Genomic DNA, 17,902 nt, shown 5'->3' with positions numbered 1-17,902 from the left:
TTCCTTGTTTTTTTCTGTCCATACCCATCATGACCCGACCGATTCGCAACATCGCCATCATTGCCCACGTCGACCACGGCAAGACCACCATGGTCGACCAACTGCTGCGCCAGAGCGGCACCTTCGCCGCCCACGAGAAGGTGGTGGACACGGTGATGGACAACAACGCCATCGAGCGCGAGCGCGGCATCACCATCCTGGCCAAGAACTGCGCCGTCAGCTGGCAGGGCACGCACATCAACATCGTGGACACCCCCGGCCACGCCGACTTCGGCGGCGAGGTGGAGCGCGCGCTGTCCATGGTCGATGGCGTGCTGCTGTTGATCGACGCGCAGGAAGGCCCCATGCCGCAGACGCGCTTCGTCACCAAGAAGGCGCTGGCCCTGGGCCTCAAGCCCATCGTGGTGGTCAACAAGGTGGACAAGCCCGGCGCGCGGCCCGACTATGTGATCAACGCCGCGTTCGACCTGTTCGACAAGCTGGGCGCCACCGACGAGCAGCTGGATTTTCCGGTGGTCTACGCCTCGGGCATCAACGGCTGGAGCTCGCTGGCCGAAGGCGAGCCGGGCGAGCAGTGGGGCCCCGACATGTCGGCCCTGTTCGAGACCGTGCTCAAACACGTGCCGCCGCACGAGGGCGATCCGGCCGCGCCGCTGCAGCTGCAGGTGTCGGCGCTGGACTTTTCCACCTTCGTCGGCCGCATCGGCGTGGGCCGCGTCAACGCCGGCACCATCAAGCCGGGGCAGGAGGTGCTGGTGATGGCCGGCCCGGATGGCGCCAGCTACAAGGCGCGCATCAACGAGGTGCTGACCTTCGAGGGCCTGAACCGCGTCAAGGTGGCGCAGGCCGGCCCGGGCGACATCGTGCTGGTCAACGGCATCGAGAACGTGGGCATCGGCGAGACCATCACCGATCCGGCCGACCCCCAGCCGCTGCCCATGCTGCAGATCGACGAGCCGACGCTGACCATGAACTTCTGCGTCAACACCAGCCCGCTGGCCGGCCGCGAGGGCAAGTACGTCACCAGCCGCCAGATCTGGGACCGGCTGCAGCGCGAGCTGCGCTCCAACGTGGCGCTGCGGGTGAAGGAGACCGACGAGGACGGCGTGTTCGAGGTCTCGGGCCGCGGCGAGCTGCACCTGACCATCCTGCTGGAAGAAATGCGCCGCGAGGGCTACGAGCTGGCCGTGAGCAAGCCGCGCGTGGTGTTCAAGGACATCGACGGCGAACGCTGCGAGCCGATCGAGCTGGTGACGGCCGACATCGAGGAAGGCCACCAGGGCGGCGTGATGCAGGCGCTGGGCGAGCGCAAGGGCGAGCTGGTCAACATGGAGCCCGACGGCCGCGGGCGCGTGCGGCTGGAATACCGCATTCCGGCGCGCGGCCTGATCGGCTTTGGCAACGAGTTTCTCAACCTCACGCGCGGCACCGGCCTGATCAGCAACCTGTTCGACGGCTACGAGCCGCACAAGGGCGAGATCGGCGGGCGCAAGAACGGCGTGCTGATCAGCATGGACGCGGGCGAGATCTTCACCTACGCTTTAGGCAAGCTGGACGACCGCGGCCGCATGTTCGTCAAGGCGGGCGATCCGGTGTACGAAGGCATGATCGTGGGCATCCACAGCCGCGACAACGACCTGGTGGTCAACGCCACGCGCACCAAGCAGCTCACCAACTTCCGCGTCTCGGGCAAGGAAGACGCGATCAAGATCACGCCGCCGATCGAGCTGACGCTGGAGTACGGCGTGGAGTTCATCGAGGACGATGAGTTGGTCGAGATCACGCCCAAGAGCGTGCGCCTGCGCAAGCGCCACCTGAGCGAGCACGAGCGCAAGCGCGCCAGCCGCGAAGCGTCGGTCTGACGCACGGCCGACTTCGCGTGACGGCCCACCCATCCTGGTCGCACACCCGCGCGGTGTGGATGATGGTGCTGACCACCTTCCTGTGGGGCACGGCGGGCGTCGTCACGCGCCAGATCGAGCACGCCCAGGGCCTGGAGGTCACCTTCTGGCGCAGCGCCTTCACCGTGCTGGCGCTGCTCGTCATCCTGCCGCTGTGGCGCGGGCGCGGCGTGTGGGCGCGCATCGCCTGGGGCCAGCCGGCGCTGTGGCTGTCGGGGCTGTGCTGGGCCGTCATGTTCACCGCCTTCATGGTGGCGCTCTCGCTCACCGGCGTGGCGCGCGTGCTGGTGACCATGGCCTTCGGCCCTTTCCTGACGGCGCTGCTGTCGCGCGTGGTGACCGGCCGGCGCCTGCCGCGCCGCACCTGGGTGGCGATTGCCGTGGCGGGCCTCGGCATGGCCTGGATGTTTGCTGGCCAATTGGGCGATGCTGGCGATGCTTCGGCCTGGCTGGGCTCCATCGTCGCGCTGGGCGTGCCGGTGGCCGCGGCCGTCAACTGGACGGCATCGCAGCAGGGTCAATCGCGCGGCACGCCGGTCGACTTGGTGCCCGCCGTGCTGCTGGGCGCCGTGCTGTCGGCGCTGGCGGTGGCGCCCTGGGCCTGGCCTCAGGCCGCGTCGGCGCGCGATTTGGGCTGGCTGGCCGCGCTGGGCGTGGGGCAACTGGCCATCCCGTGCGTGCTGGCCGTGCTGTGCGCGCGGGTGCTGCCCGCCGCCGAGGTGTCGCTGCTGGGCCTGCTGGAGATCGTGTTCGGCATCGGCCTGGTCTGGGCCATCGCCGGCGAGGCGCCGCGGCCCGAGGTGCTGCAGGGCGGTGCGCTGGTCATCGGCGCCCTGCTGGCCAACGAGCTGATGGGCTAGGGCCTGTTAACGCTATGAAAGGGGATCGCGTTGTCTCGCCAAGGGGCTGGATGCAAGGCGCCTGCGCGAAGCAAGGCTGGAGCCTTGCAAGCGCGGGCAACGCCGCAGACGGCCCCTTGGCGAGACAACCCGAAGGGAAGCTCATGACAGCCCGCCCCTCGGCGTTGCGCTTCTTGTGCGTGCCGACGCACGCACGGCGTCGCGCGCCTTGATGGGCAGGCTGTCATGAGCTTCGCGACCCCTTTCATAGCGTTAACAGGCCCTAATGGAGGCAGCGGCGGTTCGCATCCGTCAGCGGGTGAGCACAACCTTGCCGCCCGTCTCGCCGTCCATCATCAGCCGGAAGGCCTTGGCGGCCTCGGCCATGGGCAGCTCGGCGCCGATGCGCGGGTGGATGCCGGCCTGCACGCAGAAGCTCAGCAGGTCGGCCAGTTCGCTGCGCGTGCCCATGGTCGAGCCCAGAATGCGCAGCTGCAGGAAGAACACCCGCTGCAGCTCGGCGGCGGTCGCGTCGCCCGTGGTGGCGCCGCAGGTGACCAGCACGCCGCCCGGCTTGAGCGCGCGCAGCGAGTGCGACCAGGTCTGGCGGCCGACGCTGTCGAACACGCCATCCACCCGGTCGGGCAGGCGCGCGCCGGGCTCGAACGCGGCCTGCGCGCCCAGTTCGAGCGCCAGCGCGCGCTTGGCTTCGCTGCGGCCCGTCACCCAGACCTGGAGCCCGGCCGCGCGCCCGAGCTGGATCAGGGCGGTGGGCACGCCGCCCGATGCGCCTTGCACCAGCATCGTTTGCCCGGGCCGCAGGCCGGACTTGACGAACAGCATGCGGTAGGCGGTGAGCCAGGCGGTGCCCATGCAGGCCGCCTCGCTGAAGGACAGGGCCGCCGGCTTGGGCAGCACGTTGGTCTCGGGCACGACCACCCGGTCGGCAAACGTGCCCTGGTAGCTCTCGGTCAGCATGCTGCGCCGGGGGTCCAGCGTCTCGTCGCCGCGCCAGCCGGGCGAGGGGATGACCGAGTGGATCACCACCTCGCGGCCGTCGTCGGTGACGCCCGCGCCGTCCATGCCCAGGATCATCGGGAACTGCTCGGCGCGAATGCCCACGCCGCGCAGCGTCCACACGTCGTGCATGTTCAGGCTGGCGGCGCGCACGTTGACGGCGACGTGGCCGGGCGGCACGTCCGGCGCCGGGCGCTCGCCCACGACGAGTGCGGACTGGGGGTCGTCCGGCTTGGCTTGGGAGGCATAGACTGCAAACATGGGAGGATTCCTTTCAAGGCGTGCACGCCGCGTCGGCCGTGGCGTTCTTCAAGATCGATGTGCTGATTCCGGCAAGCGCTAGCGGCCTTGCCAGCGCGGCGCCCGCCGCTCCTTGAAGGCGGCGACGCCTTCCTTCGAATCGGCGGACTGCCGGGCCACCGCCTTGGCGCGCCGGGTCAGCTCCCAACCGCAGTCGTCATCGTCGGCGTTCAGCCGCTCCAGCGCCGCCAGGGTCTCGCGCACCGCCAGTGGCGCTTGCTCGGCGATCTGCCGCGCCAGCGCCAGCGCTTCGGGCAGCGCCTGGCCGGGCTCGGTCAGGTGGTTCACCAGGCCGAGGGCGTGGGCGCGCTCGGCGCCCAGGGGCGCGCCCGTGAGCAGCAGCTCGCGCGCAATGTTGAGCGGTAGGGCGCGTGGGCCGCGAAACAGCCCGCCGCACTCGGCGACCAGGCCCAGCCCCACCTCCGGCAGCGAGAACGACGCCGTGCTGGCGGCCACGATCATCGAGCAGGACAGCGCGATCTCGAAGCCGCCGCCGGCGGCGATGCCCTCGACGGCGGCGATGACGGGCTTTTGCAGGCGCCGGCCGGCGATGCCGTAGGGGCCGCCGCGCGGCGTGGGCTCGCCCGCCCAGGCCACCACGTCGGTGCCGGCCGAGAAAAACCTCGTCCCTCCGGTCAACACCGCCACCCGCAGCGCCGCGTCGTCCTCGAAGGCGTTCAGTGCCGCGTCCAGCGCGGCCGTCAGCGCGCCGTCGAACGCGTTGCGCTTGTCGGGCCGGTCCAGGGTCAGCACGGCCACCGGCCCCTGCTTGTCGATGCGAACGGGCATGGGGGTTCCTGTGGTTTCAGGGCGCGATCGCGCGCTTGAGCGCCTGCGCCACCGGCTGCGGCAGGTGCGGCGCGGCGCCCAGCACCCAGGGCAGCACCTTGCGCTTGGCGCCGCCGATGGATTCGGGCACCAGGGCTTCGATCAGGTGCGGGCCGGGCGTGGCCAGCGCGTATTCCAGCGCGGTGCAAAAGGCCTCGGCGGTGTCGGCCCGCACGGCGTGCACGCCCATGCCCTGGGCCAGCCGGGCGAAGTCGAGCTGCGGTGCGCCCAGGTCGAGCTGCGCGCGCGAGCGCGGCCCGGGCTCGCCCGCGCCGACGCGCGCCAGCTCGATGTTGAGCACCGAGTACGACGCGTTGTTGAAGATGATGCCGATCACGTGCAGCTGCTCGCGGGCCATGGTCCACAGCGCCTGCACGGTGTACATGGCCGAGCCGTCGCCCACCAGCGCGATCACCGGCCGCCCGGGGCAGGCCACGGCCGCGCCCAGGGCGCTGGGCAGGCCCTGGCCGATGGCGCCGCCGGTGAGCGTGAGCAGGTCGTGGCGCGGCGCGCCGGCCGTCATGGCGCCCAGCTTCTGGCCCGAGGTGATGGCCTCGTCGACCAGGATGGCGCCCTCGGGCAGCAGGTGGCCCACGGCCTGGCAGGCCTTGGCGGCGCTGAGTTCGCCCGTGGGGCGCTCGGGCCGGGCGGCGGCCTGCAGCGCCGGCTGGGCCGAGCCCGCGCCCAGCGCGGCCACCAGTTGCTCCAGGCAGGCCCGCGCATCCTGGTCGGGCGCGGCCAGCGTGTGCACGGTGCAGCCGGGCGGCACCAGGTCGCTGGCCTTGCCGGGATAGGCGAAGAAGGAGACGGGCGACTTGGCGTCCACCAGCACCAGGTGCTTCAGGCCTGCCAACTGCACGCCGGCCAGCTCGGCGAAGTAGGCCAGGCGCTCGATGGGCGGCAGGCCCGCGCCGCGCTCCAGCCGGGTCGGAAACACCTCGGCCAGCAGCTTGACGCCCGTGGCCGCGGCCAGGCGCGCGGCGGCCACCAGCGCCGGCTCGCGCAGTGCGTGGCCGCCCAGCAGCAGCGCGGCTTTCTGGCCCGAGCGCAGGATGCCGGCGATGGCCTGCACCGTGGCTTCGTCCGCGGGCTTGGGCGCGACAGGCGGCGGAGGCGGGCAGGGCACCCCGCCTTCGCTCCACGACACGTCGGCCGGCAGGATCAGCGTGGCCACTTGGCCGGGCAGGCCCCGCGCGGCGGCGATGGCGTCGGCCGCGTCCTGGCCGAGCCGGGCGGTGCTGGCCGAGGTGCGCACGAAGCCAGGCGAGACGTTGCGCGCCACGGTCTCGATGTCGGACTGCAGTTGCGCGTCGTAGGGGACGTGATACGTCGCGTGGTCGCCCACGATGTTGACGATGGGCACCTTGCCCTTGCGCGCGTTGTGCAGGTTGGCCAGGCCGTTGCCCAGGCCGCAGCCCAGGTGCAGCAGCGTGGCGGCGGGCTTGCCGGCCATGCGGGCGTAGCCGTCGGCGGCGCCGGTGGCCACGCCCTCGAACAGGGTCAGCACGGCGCGCAGGCGTGGTTCGCCGTCCAGCGCGGCGACGAAGTGCATCTCGCTGGTGCCGGGGTTGGTGAAGCAGACCTCCACTCCCGCGTCGGCCAGGGTCTTGAGCAGGGCTTGGGCACCGTTCATGTTGCTCTCCTGTTGATAGCTTCTAACGCTTGTTGGACGGGCGCAAGCGGGATTTTTGTTGCTTATTTTCCGTGGGTGATATGCCGCGCCGCCGCGCGCGCGGTGAGGATGCAGCCGGGCAGAAAGGTGCCTTCCAGCGAGCGCTTGCCACTGGCCCCGCCGCCGCCAAAGCCGGCCGCCTCGCCCACGCCATACAGGCCGTCGATGGGCTGGCCCGCGCCATCCAGCACGCGGCTTTGCAGGTCGGTGCGCAGGCCGCCCAGGCTCTTGCGCGTGATCAGCTGCACCTGGATGGCGATGAAGGGGCCGGCGCCCTTCGTCTGCAGCGGCGCGGGCTTGGCTGTGCGCAGCTTGTCGGGACCCCATTGGCGCGCGTGGCGGATCAGGCGGATCTGCGCGTCGTTCTCCAGCTTGCTGCCGTGGGCGAAGTTGGCGTCGAAGGCATCGGCCGTGGCCTGCAGCACGGCCGGGTCGATGTCGCTGGAGGCCGTCAGCGCGTTCATGCGGGCGGCCAGCTCGGCCAGCGTGCCGGCCACGATGAACTGCGGGCTTTGCCGCTGCATCTGGCGCACCAGGCGGTGGTTGCCCAGCAGGGTTTCCTTCAGGAACAGCGCCATCTGCCGGTCGCGGATGCGCGGGTTGTGCTCGGCGCCCGAGATGGCGAACTCCTTGGCCGCGATGCGCCAGTTCAGCAGGTGCCAGGTCCAGGGCTTGGCCTGCGCCGCCACGCGCTGGCACAGCCAGTGGGTGTCGAAGCCCGTCACCAGCGGCTCGGGGCCGATGCGCCGGCCGGCGTGGTCCAGCCACAGCGCCGACTTGCATGGGATCAGCGACAGGCCGTGGCCCGCAAAGTGCGGCAGCGGGTGCGGTATGCCGGCCGCGTAATTCCACATCTCGCCCGCATGGGTGATCTGCGCGCCCAGGCCGGCGGCCGCGTGGTGCAGCCGGCCATCGGCAAAGGGGTGTGCGCCGTTCAGCATGGTGGCGGGGCAGGGGCGGCCGGCGGGCCAGTTCTTGCGCGCCTCGTCGTGGCCGCCGTTGATGCCGCCCATGGCCAGCACCACCACCGGGGCCTGCAGGCGCAGCGGGGCGCCGGTGTCTTCGCGGGTGGCCACCACGCCGCCGATATGCCCCGCGCTGCGCTCCAGCTGCGTCACGCGGTGGCGGTGCAGCAGCGTCAAGCGACCGCCCGCGCCGGCCTGCTGCAGCGCCGCGATCAGGCGCAGCGTCATGGTCTGCGCCGTGCCCCACACGATGTGATAGCGCGGCAGGCTGTTGCCGTCGCCGTGGCGGCCCCGCTCCACCCAGTTGACGGCGGGCATGAAGGTGACGCCCTCGCCCAGCAGCCAGTCGTGCACCTGCGCGCGCGAGTGCGTCACGTAATGGCGCGCCCATTGCAGCGGGTATTCGTCGGCCGCATCCAGCTCGCCAAAGCGCAGCCAGTCGCGCAACGCGATCTCGGGCGTGTCGGCAATCTTCATGCGCGCCTGCAGCGGCGTGCCCACCAGCGCCATGCCGCCAAAGGCCCACCGCGCCAGCCCGCCCAGGCGCTCGGGCGTGTCGCGGTCCACCAGCGCCACCCGCTGGCCGGCGCGCAGCAATTCCAGCGCGGTAACGATGCCGGCCAGGCCGCCGCCGACGATCACGGCGTCGTGGTGCTGGGAGTCCATGGGTACACGGGCTTGAAGGGTTTTGCGTCGGAGTGTATCGAAGCGCCTCACTCTCGGCTTGCGCCGTCGTTACGCTGCGATGGCTCATCGTGACACGGTCGTCTTTGCTTGATGTTCGCCTTGCAGGAGAAGGGCGCGGCTACCATTCACCGATTCTCAACCCTGAGTGCTAGACTTCATCGCGTGAATGCCCGTGTAGACCACATTCTCGATGAAGCTCTCGAGCTGCCTCCCGACGAGCGCTCGGCGTTGACCGTAGCGCTACTCGATAGCCTCGAAGGCAGTGATGACGCTTCAATCACCCAAGCGTGGCGGCAAGAGGTTCGGGCGCGGCAAGCGGCCCTTCGGGCGGGAGAAGTGAAGCCCGTCTCCTGGATGGAAGCCAAAGCAAGACTGAGCGCTCTGTGACGCGCTTCGCAGTCGAAATTCTGCCCGAGGCGGAGGCAGAAATCAGAGAAGCATTTCTGTGGTACTTCGAGCGCAGCCCGATCGCAGCCGATGCGTTTCGCACCGAGACGCTTGAATCGATTGATCGGCTTGGTGTCGATGCGTTGATGTGGCCCGAAGACGAGGATGCGCTCCGGCGACATGTTCTTCGCCACTTTCCCTACACGGTCTTTTACGAGATTCTGGGCCATACCGTGACAGTGCTTGCTGTCGCGCATCAGCGCCGTAAGCCAGGGTATTGGCGCACGCGCTAAGGAACGCCTGGAGCACGCAGGCAAGAAACGCGTGACGCGCCGCGAGAAATAGATGCAGCACATCGCGCCCTGGCAGCGTCTGCTGACGCTCATCGAGCCACACTACCCCAGCTGGCGTAACCGGGCCAGGGCGGTCTTGGTCTCTTGGGGTGGTGTCTTGGGCGACTTCTTGATGAACGCATGCGGCAGCACCATGTGTCAAACGTTTGAAAATGTTGACCTGACCCCGATTCCACTAATATTCTGATTCCACCCGTGCTTTGTCTAGGGACACTCTGCAAAACCTCCAACCGGCGAGACTGGCGCGAGGCGAGAGGATGAGAGACGATGGCGGACATGACACAGATGACCTTCGGCCTTGATCCGCTGCCCAAGAAGACTCGCAAGGAGGTCTTTCTTGACGAGATGAATCTGGTGGTTCCGTGGGGCGAGTTGGTGGCGCTGATTCAGCCACACGCCCGCGGCGCACACCAGGCGCTGGGAGGGCGCCCGCCGTTCGCGATCGAGACGATGCTGCGCATTCACTGCCTGCAACTGTGGTGGAACCTGAGCGATCCGGCGATGGAAGAAGAACTGCATGAAAGGCCGTTGTACCGCCGCTTTGCCGGGCTGCAGGGTGCCGCACGCATGCCCGACGAGAGCACCATCCTGCGCTTTCGGCATCTGCTGGAGAAGCACGAACTCGCCCCGAAGATCATGGCCGTGATCAATGCCGGCTTGGCCCGGCAAGGCCTGATGCTCAAGACCGGCACGGTGGTGGATGCCACCATCATCGCGGCACCCAGTTCGAGCAAGAACAACAGAGGTGAGCGGGACCCGCAGATGCACCAGACCAAGAAGGGCAAGCAGTGGCACTTCGGGATGAAGGCGCACATTGGCGTGGATGCCCAATCGGGTCTGGTGCACACGGTCATTGGCACGGCGGCCAACGTCAATGACGTGACGCAGGCCACGCAGCTGCTGCACGGGCAGGAGACGGACGTGTTCGCCGATGCAGGCTACCAGGGCGTGGACAAGCGCCAGGAGGCCCAAGGGCTGGCCGTGGACTGGCACATTGCCATGCGCCCGGGCAAGCGCGCGGCACTGGAGCTGAGCAATGCACTGGCGGCGAAGATTGAACAGCTCGAGAAGATCAAGGCCAGCATCCGTGCCAAGGTCGAACACCCGTTCAGGCTGATCAAGCAGCAGTTCGGCCATGCCAAGGTGCGCTACCGCGGGCTGGCCAAGAACACGGCACGACTGCAGGTAATGTTCGCGCTGGGCAATCTGTGGATGGTGCGCAAGGCGATTTTGCAGGGGACGCAGGCATGAGTGCGCCTACTGGGCGCCAAAGGGCATCTGAAAACCGGCACAGCGCCTCGAACACGGGCGCCAAGTGCCGAAAATCGAGCCGCTATTGCGCATCACGAAACCTGATCTGCCGTCGCGCCACTCATGCCGTCAGCAGACAGGGTTTTGCAGAGTGTCCTTAAGAGAATATTTATATTTCCCACCCATGCGGTCTTTTCCTTTGAAAAATCATAAGTATCAACCAATTCATATGATTCATCCGGAAAATTCTTGCTTATTGGGCCTCGAAAAATTTTTATGGCGTCTCCACTCTAGCTGAAATTAGACGATTTTGATCAGGCGACTGATTCCACGATAAAATTTTCTATGCAATATATTCTCCTCGAAAGTCTGGGTTTGATCGCCATTTAGGAAAATCTAAAATTTTCCGGATGGCTTTAACCGCTCGTTCATGCCACCCTCGCTGCATGGTCGCGTTCTTTTGGAGCCGGCCTATCGGGATTGAATGTATCAGTTTGTTTTGTGCCACACCAAGCGCTACCCATGAGTCATGGGCAGGATCGAAATCCAGGCGCTTGGTGCGCTGCAATCCCCGCCGTTTCAGACATGCAGCGCCTGCCCCAGCGCCCGCAGCGCCGCCTCCTGCACCGCCTCGCCCAGGGTGGGGTGGGCGTGGATGGTGTGGGCCACGTCTTCCAGCCGCGCGCCCATTTCGATGGACTGGCTGAAGGCCGCTGCCAGCTCGGCCACGCCCTGGCCCACGGCCTGCCAGCCGAGGATGAGGTGGTTGTCCTTGCGGGCCACCACGCGCACGAAGCCGCTGGTGGCCTGCAGTGTCATGGCGCGGCCGTTGGCGGCGAAGGGGAAGTGCGCCTCGATGCAGTCGATGCCGGCAGCCTTGGCCTCGGCCGGCGTGCGGCCGGCCACCACCACCTCGGGGTCGGTAAAGCACACGGCCGGGATGGCCATGGGCTCGAAGCGGCGGGTCTTGCCCGCCACCTGCTCGGCCACGCATTCGCCCTGCGCCATGGCGCGGTGCGCCAGCATGGGCTCGCCGGTCACATCGCCAATGGCCCACACGTTGCGCATGGAGGTGCGGCAGTGCGCGTCGATGGCGACGTGGCGGCCGGCCATGTCCAGTTGCAGCCCCTCCAGCCCAAAGCCGGCGGTGCGCGGCCGGCGGCCCACGGCCACCAGCACGCGGTCGGCGGGCAGGGTGAAGTCCTCGGCCTTGGTGTCGTTGCGCACGTGCACGCCGTGCCTGGCGTCCCAGCCCTGCACCTTGCAGCCCAGGTGCAGGGTGATGCCGCTTTTCTTGAGCGCGTCCAGCACGGGCTGGGTCAGCTCGGGGTCGTAGGTGGGCAGCACGCGGTCGATGGCCTCAACCACCGTCACCTCCACGCCCAGCTTGCGGTAGGCCATGCCCAGCTCCAGCCCGATGTAGCCGGCGCCGACGACGACCAGGCGCTTGGGCAGCGTGTCGGGCGACAGCGCCTCGGTCGATGACCAGATGGCACCACCGAAAGGCATGCTGGGTAGCTCCACCGGCTCGGAGCCGGTGGCCAGCAGCAGGTGCTCGCAGTGCACGCGCAGGGGCTCGCCCTGGTGCGGCTGCACGGTCACGGTCTTGCCGTCGTCGATGTGGGCCCAGCCGGCCAGCACCTGCACGCCGGCCTTGCGCAGCAGCGCGCCCACGCCGCCGGTCAGGCGCTGCACGATGCCGTCCTTCCAGTGCACGGTCTGCGCGATGTCGATGCTGGGCTCCTGCACGCGAATGCCCAGCGGCGAGCCCTTGACCTGGTGGCGCGCCTGCTCGAAGGCGTGCGCGGCGTGGATCAGCGCCTTGGAGGGGATGCAGCCGATGTTGAGGCAGGTACCGCCCAACTGGGCGCCTTCGACCAGCACGGTGGGTACGCCCAGCTGGCCGGCGCGGATGGCGGCCACGTAGCCGCCGGGGCCGCCGCCGATGACCAGCAGCTTGGTGGTGATTTCCTTCATTGCGTTACTCCACGAACAGCAGGGCGGGGGTTTCCAGCAGCGCGCGCACGGCCTGGATGAAGCGCGCGGCGTCCATGCCGTCGACCACGCGGTGATCGAACGACGAGGACAGGTTCATCAACTGCCGCTCCACCACCTGGCCACCGCGTAGCATGGGCCGCTCGACGATGCGGTTGACGCCGACGATGGCCACCTCGGGGTGGTTGATGACGGGCGTGCTGACGATGCCGCCCAGCGCCCCCAGGCTGGTGAGGGTGATGGTGGAGCCGGCCAGCGCGTCGCGCCCCAGCTTGCCGCTCTTGGCGCCTTCGGCCACGCGGGCGATGCCGGCGGCGCAGGCCCACAGATCCAGCGCCTCGGCGTGGCGCAGCACGGGCACCATCAGGCCGCCGTCGGTCTGCGTGGCCACGCCCAGGTGCACCGGCGCAAAGCGCGTGACCACGCCGGCCTCGTCGTCGTAGCGGGCGTTGATCTGCGGGAAGTCGCGCAGGGCCAGCACCAGGGCGCGCACCAGCAGCGGCAGCAGCGTGAGCTTGCCGCGCTGCGCGCCGTGCCGGGCGTTGAGCTGGGCGCGCAGGGCCTCCAGCTCGGTCACGTCCACCTCCTCGACGTAGCTGAAGTGGGGGATGCGGCGCTTGGCCTCCTGCATCTTCTGCGCGATCTTGCGGCGCAGGCCGATGACGGGCACCGGCTCCTCGCCGTGGCGCTCGACGTAGGGCGAGCCCGCCGTGGCAGGCTGGCCGCCGCCAGCGGCAAAGGCGTCCAGGTCGGCATGCTCGATGCGGCCGGCCGGGCCGCTGCCGTGCACGCGGCGCAGGTCGACGCCCATGTCCAGCGCGCGCCGGCGCACCGAGGGCGCGGCCAGCGGGCGCTCGCCTTCGGCGCGGGCCACGCGGGTGGGTGGCGGTGTGGCCGGGCTGCGCGCGGGGGCGGGCGGCGTGGGCGCGGGGGCCGGCGCCGCGGGTACTGCCGTTGCTATTGTTACAGGAGCTGCTGGCGCAGGTGATATGCCGGCTGGAGCCTGTTTTTTCTCTTCATCCTTCAGGTTGCCCGCGCCTTCCACCTCCAGGCGCACCAGCTCGGCGCCCACGGCCATCACCTGGCCCGGGCTGCCGCCCAGCGCCAGCACCTTGCCGTGCATGGGCGAGGGCACCTCGACGGTGGCCTTGTCGGTCATCACGTCGGCCAGGTGCTGGTCCTCCACCACGGCGTCGCCCGGCTGCACGTGCCAGGCCACCAGTTCCACTTCGGCAATGCCCTCGCCAATGTCGGGCACGCGGATCACATAGATACCCATGATGTCATGCCTCCACTGCACGCTTGAGGGCTTCGGCAACGCGCGCCGGCCCGGGGAAGTAAGCCCATTCCTGGGCGTGCGGGTAGGGCGTGTCCCAGCCCGTCACGCGCTCGATGGGGGCTTCCAGGTGGTAGAAGCAGTGCTCCTGCACCAGAGCGGCCAGCTCGGCGCCGAAGCCGCTGGTGCGCGTGGCCTCGTGCACCACCACGCAGCGGCCGGTCTTCTTGACCGACTCGACGATGGTGTCCAGGTCCAGCGGCCACAGGCTGCGCAGGTCGATGATCTCGGCGTCGATGCCGGCTTCGCGCGCGGCTGCCTCACTGACCCACACCATGGTGCCGTAGGTCAGCACCGTCACCGCCTTGCCGGGGCGGAACACCGCGGCCTTGTCCAGCGGCACGCGGAAGTAGCCCTCGGGCACCTTGCCCAGCTCGTGCCGGGACCAGGGCACGACGGGGCGGTCGTGGTGGCCGTCGAAGGGGCCGTTGTACAGGCGCTTGGGCTCCAAAAAGATGACGGGGTCGTCGCACTCGATGGAGGCGATCAAGAGGCCCTTGGCATCGACCGGGTTGCTGGGCATCACGGTGCGCAGGCCGCACACGTGGGTGAAGAAGGCCTCGGGGCTCTGGCTGTGCGTCTGCCCGCCGTAGATGCCGCCGCCGCAGGGCATGCGGATGGTCATGGGGGCGGTGAAGTCGCCCGCCGAGCGGTGGCGCAGGCGCGCCGCCTCGGACACGATCTGGTCGGTGGCGGGGTAGAAGTAGTCGGCGAACTGGATCTCGACCACCGGCCGCAAGCCGTAGGCGGCCATGCCGATGGCGGTGCCGACGATGCCGCTTTCGTTGATCGGCGCGTCGAAGCAGCGCGTCTTGCCGTACTTGGCCTGCAGGCCCTCGGTGACGCGGAACACGCCGCCGAAGTAGCCCACGTCCTGCCCGTAGACGATGACGTTGTCGTCGCGCGCCATCATCACGTCCATGGCCGAGCGCAGGGCCTGGATCATGGTCATGGGGACGCTGCCGGTGGAGTCTTTTTGTTGCTCGGTCATGGCATCAGACTCCCATCTGCTGGCGCTGCCGGCGCAGGTGCTCCGGCATGTCGGCGTACACGTCGTCGAAGATGGTGGCGGCGCTGGGCACGCGGCCGTCCAGCAGGGTGCCGTGGCTTTCGGCCTCCTTCTGCGCGGCCATCACCTCGGCCTCCAGCGTCTTTTGCGTCTGGGCGTGCTGCTCGGGGCTCCATTCGCCGATGGCGATCAGGTGCTTTTTCAGCCGCTCGATCGGGTCGCCCAGCGGAAAGCGCTGCCAGTCGTCGGCGGGGCGGTATTTGCTGGGGTCGTCGGAGGTGGAATGCGGCCCGGCGCGGTAGGTTTCCCATTCGATCAGCGTGGGGCCGTGGTTGGTGCGCGCGCGCTCGGCCGCCCATTGCGAGGCCGCGTACACGGCCAGGAAGTCGTTGCCGTCCACCCGCAGCGAGGCAATGCCCACGCCCACGCCGCGCTGGGCGAAGGTGGTGCCTTCGCCGCCGGCGATGGCCTGGAAGGTGGAGATGGCCCACTGGTTGTTGACCACGTTGATGATGACCGGCGCGTGGTAGACGTGGGCAAAGGTGAGGGCGGTGTGAAAGTCGCTCTCCGCCGTGGCGCCGTCGCCGATCCAGGCCGAGGCGATCTTGGTGTCGCCCTTGATGGCCGAGGCCATGGCCCAGCCCACGGCCTGCGGCACCTGGGTGGCCAGGTTGCCCGAGATGGTGAAGAAGCCCGCGCGCTTGTACGAATACATCACCGGCAGCTGGCGGCCCTTGATCGGGTCGCGCTGGTTGCTCATCAGCTGGCAGATCAGCTCGACCAGGGAGATGTCGTCGCGCGCCAGCAGCAGGCCCTGCTGGCGGTAGGTGGGAAAGCACATGTCGCCGTCCTGCAGTGCCATCGCGTGGGCCACGGCAATGGCCTCCTCGCCCAGGCACTGCATGTAGAACGACAGCTTTTTCTGCCGCTGCGCCGTCAGCATGCGGGCGTCGAAGATGCGCGTCTTCATCATGGCGCGCAGGCCGCGGCGCAGGCGCTCGGGGTGCATGGCCGGCGTCCAGGGGCCGACGGCCTGGCCGTCGTCGTCCAGCACGCGCACCAGGGTGGTGGCCAGGTCAGCCGTGTCGGCGGCAGGGGTGTCGGTGGGGGGGCGGCGCACGGCGCCGGCGGGCGAGGTGCTGAGGTACGAGAAGTCGGTCTTGTGGCCCGGCCGCCCCGTGGGCTCGGGCACGTGCAGCTTGAGCGCTGGGTGCTCTGTCATGGCTCTGTCTCCGTACGCAATCGTGTTGCGTGCTTCATTGCAGGGGTGCACGGCACGCCGGGTGTGGCGCTCCGTCCGTTGGCTTTGCGCGGTAGCGCAGGGCCGATCGTAACGGAGTGCAGGCCGATGCTCCAGCAGCGGCGAAAAGCCTACCCCGCCCAGGGGCTTGTTGTCAGGCTGCTGGCTCGGCCGGCAGCGACTGCCCGTGCAGCCGCGCGTAGCGGCCGCCGCGCGCCATCAGCTCGGCGTGCGTGCCCTGCTCCATGACGCGCCCGCGCTCCATCACCACGATGCGGTCGGCATGCTCGACGGTGGACAGCCGGTGGGCGATGACCAGGGTGGTGCGGCCAGCCATCACGGTGTTCAGCGCCTGCTGCACCAGGCGCTCGCTGTGCGTGTCCAGCGCCGAGGTGGCCTCGTCCAGCAGCAGCACCGGCGCGTCCTTGTACAGCGCGCGGGCAATGGCCAGGCGCTGGCGCTGGCCGCCCGACAGCTCGGTGGCGTTGTGGCCCACCAGCGTGTCCATGCCCTGCGCCAGCGTGGCCACGTGCTCGGCCAGGTTGGCCTGCCGCAGGCAGCGCTGCACGCGCTCGCGGTCGATCGGCTCGGCCCCCAGCGCCACGTTGGCGGCAATGCTGTCGTTGAGCATGATCACGTCCTGGCTGACCAGCGCGAACTGCGCCCGCAGCGCGGCCAGCGGCCAGCGGGTGATGTCGATGCCGTCCAGCTCGATCTGCCCGCTGGTGGGCGCCACGAAGCGCGGCAGCAGGTTGGCCAGCGTGGTCTTGCCCGAGCCCGAGGGGCCGACCAGGGCCACCGTCTCGCCGGCGCGCACCTGCAGGTCCACCCCGTCCAGCGCGGGCGCGGCGTCCTGGCGGTAGCGCACGGTGACGTTGCGCAGGGTGATGTCGCCGTGCGCCGGGTTTGGTACGCCGGCGGCCGCGGCGGGCGCGTCGGCCTCGGGCCGCACCGTGTCCAGCAGCTCCAGTCCGCGCTCCAGCGCGGCCAGGCCGCGCGTGACGGGGTGAACCACGTCGGCCAGCCGGCGCGTGGGCGACACCAGCATCAGCATGGCGCCGATGAAGGCCACGAAGCCGCCCACCGTGACCGCCCCGCCGCCGCTGCCGCGGCCCTGCGACAGCGCGATGGCGATCACCGTGGACAGCGCGATGGCGGCCACCAGCTGCGACAGCGGCATGGTGGCCGCCGAGGCGCGCGTGGCCTTGAGCGCCAGGTCGCGCAGGCGCCGGCTGAGCGCGGCAAAGCGCCGGCCCTGCTGCGTCTGGGCCTGGTGCAGCCGCACCATGCGGTGCGAGAGCACGTTTTCCTCCACCACGTAGGCCAGCTCGTCGGTGGCGTCCTGGCTTTCGCGCGTGACCAGGTACAGCCGGCGCGAGAGCACCTTCAAAATCAGCGCCACCGCCGGCACCAGCACCAGCACGATCAGCGTCAGCTTCCAGTTCAGGTAGATCAGGTAGGCCAGCAGGGCCGCCACCGTGAAGCCGTCGCGCCCCAGGTTGAGCAGGGCCTGCACCAGCAGGGTGGCGCCGGTCTGCACCTCGTAGACGATGGTGTTGGCCAGCTGGCTGGCCGACTGGCGCGAAAACAGCGCCAGGTCGGCCTGCAGCAGGCGCTCGAACAACTGCTGGCGCAGCACCACCATGCCGTCGGCGGCAATGCGCGAGAGCGCGTACTTGCTGGCGAACTGCGCCAGCCCGCGCACGATGAACAGGCCGATGATGGCCGTGGGCACCATCCACAGCTGCAGGTCGCCTTCGGTAAACCCTTCGTCCAGCAGCGGCTTGAGCAGCGCCGGGATGGCCGGCTCGGTCAGCGCGCTCAGCAGGGTCGAGCCGATGGCCAGCACCCAGCCCAGCCGGTACTGCCCAAAATAGGGCCACAAACGCCGCAGCCGCTGTAACAAGGCGTGCTCGGCGGGGGCGGCAGGGGCTGGGTCGGCTTGGGTGGGCATGCGAAGGCAGGCAGGGGGCAGCGCGGATTCTAGGCGGTGGGACCGATGCGGATGGCTCGAAGCCGGAACCATTGGCGGTGCGCGCCCTCTCATGGTCATTTGGGTCTGCGCTACAGTTTGTGACGTTCGGCCCTGTCGGATGTGTAACATGCGGACCCATGCACGGCC

14 protein-coding genes are annotated in these 17,902 nt (G+C 69.2%); 5 read left to right on the top strand and 9 right to left on the bottom strand.

Going from position 1 to position 17,902, the window contains the following annotated elements; all coding sequences use genetic code 11:
• Nucleotides 1-29: 29 nt before the first annotated feature.
• Together typA and H6927_14085 are read left to right on the top strand one after the other, a co-directional pair.
• Nucleotides 30-1,862, top strand: coding sequence for a translational GTPase TypA (gene typA, locus H6927_14090; protein ID MCP5219229.1), 1,833 nt, complete (start codon nucleotides 30-32; stop codon nucleotides 1,860-1,862).
• A gap of 62 nt (nucleotides 1,863-1,924) precedes the next feature.
• Nucleotides 1,925-2,761 (top strand): DMT family transporter, encoded by an 837-nt coding sequence (locus H6927_14085; GenBank protein ID MCP5219228.1) that lies wholly within the window; start codon nucleotides 1,925-1,927, stop codon nucleotides 2,759-2,761.
• Between the two features lie 291 nt (nucleotides 2,762-3,052).
• Here the strand turns inward: H6927_14085 and H6927_14080 are convergent, their stop codons facing one another.
• The 4 genes from H6927_14080 to H6927_14065 form a co-directional block, all read right to left on the bottom strand.
• On the bottom strand, nucleotides 3,053-4,018 hold the full coding sequence (locus H6927_14080) for a zinc-binding dehydrogenase (GenBank protein ID MCP5219227.1): 966 nt from the start codon (nucleotides 4,016-4,018) through the stop codon (nucleotides 3,053-3,055).
• Between the two features lie 78 nt (nucleotides 4,019-4,096).
• Nucleotides 4,097-4,846 carry an enoyl-CoA hydratase/isomerase family protein gene (locus H6927_14075; GenBank protein ID MCP5219226.1) on the bottom strand — a complete coding sequence of 250 codons (750 nt, stop codon included), beginning with the start codon at nucleotides 4,844-4,846 and terminating at the stop codon, nucleotides 4,097-4,099.
• Between the two features lie 16 nt (nucleotides 4,847-4,862).
• Nucleotides 4,863-6,518, bottom strand: a complete 1,656-nt coding sequence (locus H6927_14070; protein MCP5219225.1) for an acetolactate synthase large subunit — start codon at nucleotides 6,516-6,518, stop codon at nucleotides 4,863-4,865.
• 62 nt (nucleotides 6,519-6,580) lie between these two features.
• Nucleotides 6,581-8,188 (bottom strand): FAD-dependent oxidoreductase, encoded by a 1,608-nt coding sequence (locus H6927_14065; protein MCP5219224.1) that lies wholly within the window; start codon nucleotides 8,186-8,188, stop codon nucleotides 6,581-6,583.
• A 111-nt stretch (nucleotides 8,189-8,299) separates the two neighbouring features.
• Between H6927_14065 and H6927_14060 the strand changes: the two genes are divergently transcribed.
• From H6927_14060 to H6927_14050, 3 genes are all read left to right on the top strand, one after another.
• A complete protein-coding gene (locus H6927_14060; protein MCP5219223.1) occupies nucleotides 8,300-8,596 on the top strand; it encodes an addiction module protein in 297 nt (98 codons plus the stop codon).
• On the top strand, nucleotides 8,593-8,889 hold the full coding sequence (locus H6927_14055) for a type II toxin-antitoxin system RelE/ParE family toxin (protein MCP5219222.1): 297 nt from the start codon (nucleotides 8,593-8,595) through the stop codon (nucleotides 8,887-8,889). Before H6927_14060 ends, H6927_14055 begins: the two co-directional genes overlap by 4 nt.
• Before the next feature lie 336 nt (nucleotides 8,890-9,225).
• Nucleotides 9,226-10,200 (top strand): IS5 family transposase, encoded by a 975-nt coding sequence (locus tag H6927_14050; protein MCP5219221.1) that lies wholly within the window; start codon nucleotides 9,226-9,228, stop codon nucleotides 10,198-10,200.
• Nucleotides 10,201-10,779: 579 nt separating this feature from the next.
• On the opposite strand, the gene lpdA is transcribed toward H6927_14050, so the two are convergent.
• From lpdA to msbA, 5 genes are all read right to left on the bottom strand, one after another.
• A complete protein-coding gene (lpdA, locus tag H6927_14045) occupies nucleotides 10,780-12,177 on the bottom strand; it encodes a dihydrolipoyl dehydrogenase (protein ID MCP5219220.1) in 1,398 nt (465 codons plus the stop codon).
• Between the two features lie 4 nt (nucleotides 12,178-12,181).
• Nucleotides 12,182-13,474: a 2-oxo acid dehydrogenase subunit E2 gene (locus H6927_14040; protein ID MCP5219219.1), complete on the bottom strand. Its 1,293-nt coding sequence runs from the start codon at nucleotides 13,472-13,474 to the stop codon at nucleotides 12,182-12,184.
• Nucleotides 13,475-13,478: 4 nt separating this feature from the next.
• Nucleotides 13,479-14,483 carry an alpha-ketoacid dehydrogenase subunit beta gene (locus H6927_14035; protein ID MCP5219218.1) on the bottom strand — a complete coding sequence of 335 codons (1,005 nt, stop codon included), beginning with the start codon at nucleotides 14,481-14,483 and terminating at the stop codon, nucleotides 13,479-13,481.
• Nucleotides 14,484-14,526: 43 nt separating this feature from the next.
• Nucleotides 14,527-15,762, bottom strand: a complete 1,236-nt coding sequence (locus H6927_14030) for a 3-methyl-2-oxobutanoate dehydrogenase (2-methylpropanoyl-transferring) subunit alpha (protein MCP5219217.1) — start codon at nucleotides 15,760-15,762, stop codon at nucleotides 14,527-14,529.
• A gap of 172 nt (nucleotides 15,763-15,934) precedes the next feature.
• Nucleotides 15,935-17,734 carry a lipid A export permease/ATP-binding protein MsbA gene (gene msbA, locus H6927_14025; GenBank protein ID MCP5219216.1) on the bottom strand — a complete coding sequence of 600 codons (1,800 nt, stop codon included), beginning with the start codon at nucleotides 17,732-17,734 and terminating at the stop codon, nucleotides 15,935-15,937.
• Nucleotides 17,735-17,902 lie beyond the last annotated feature (168 nt).

The organism is Burkholderiaceae bacterium (assembly GCA_024235995.1).
Classification (GTDB): Bacteria; Pseudomonadota; Gammaproteobacteria; order Burkholderiales; family Burkholderiaceae_C; genus Ottowia.
Note: the sequence above shows the minus strand (reverse complement) of the source record. Positions and strands in the feature narration are given on the sequence as shown.

What these genes read in the sequence shown, in the direction of transcription:
- H6927_14050 (MCP5219221.1), top strand. Translation starts at nt 9,226, where the DNA reads ATGACACAGATGACCTTCGGCCTTGATCCGCTGCCCAAGAAGACTCGC.
- H6927_14085 (MCP5219228.1), top strand. Translation starts at nt 1,925, where the DNA reads ATGGTGCTGACCACCTTCCTGTGGGGCACGGCGGGCGTCGTCACGCGC.
- H6927_14080 (MCP5219227.1), bottom strand. Translation starts at nt 4,018, where the DNA reads ATGTTTGCAGTCTATGCCTCCCAAGCCAAGCCGGACGACCCCCAGTCC.
- H6927_14030 (MCP5219217.1), bottom strand. Translation starts at nt 15,762, where the DNA reads ATGACAGAGCACCCAGCGCTCAAGCTGCACGTGCCCGAGCCCACGGGG.
- H6927_14040 (MCP5219219.1), bottom strand. Translation starts at nt 13,474, where the DNA reads ATGGGTATCTATGTGATCCGCGTGCCCGACATTGGCGAGGGCATTGCC.
- H6927_14075 (MCP5219226.1), bottom strand. Translation starts at nt 4,846, where the DNA reads ATGCCCGTTCGCATCGACAAGCAGGGGCCGGTGGCCGTGCTGACCCTG.
- H6927_14065 (MCP5219224.1), bottom strand. Translation starts at nt 8,188, where the DNA reads ATGGACTCCCAGCACCACGACGCCGTGATCGTCGGCGGCGGCCTGGCC.
- H6927_14035 (MCP5219218.1), bottom strand. Translation starts at nt 14,483, where the DNA reads ATGACCATGATCCAGGCCCTGCGCTCGGCCATGGACGTGATGATGGCG.
- lpdA (MCP5219220.1), bottom strand. Translation starts at nt 12,177, where the DNA reads ATGAAGGAAATCACCACCAAGCTGCTGGTCATCGGCGGCGGCCCCGGC.
- msbA (MCP5219216.1), bottom strand. Translation starts at nt 17,734, where the DNA reads ATGCCCACCCAAGCCGACCCAGCCCCTGCCGCCCCCGCCGAGCACGCC.
- H6927_14060 (MCP5219223.1), top strand. Translation starts at nt 8,300, where the DNA reads ATGTTCGCCTTGCAGGAGAAGGGCGCGGCTACCATTCACCGATTCTCA.
- H6927_14070 (MCP5219225.1), bottom strand. Translation starts at nt 6,518, where the DNA reads ATGAACGGTGCCCAAGCCCTGCTCAAGACCCTGGCCGACGCGGGAGTG.
- typA (MCP5219229.1), top strand. Translation starts at nt 30, where the DNA reads ATGACCCGACCGATTCGCAACATCGCCATCATTGCCCACGTCGACCAC.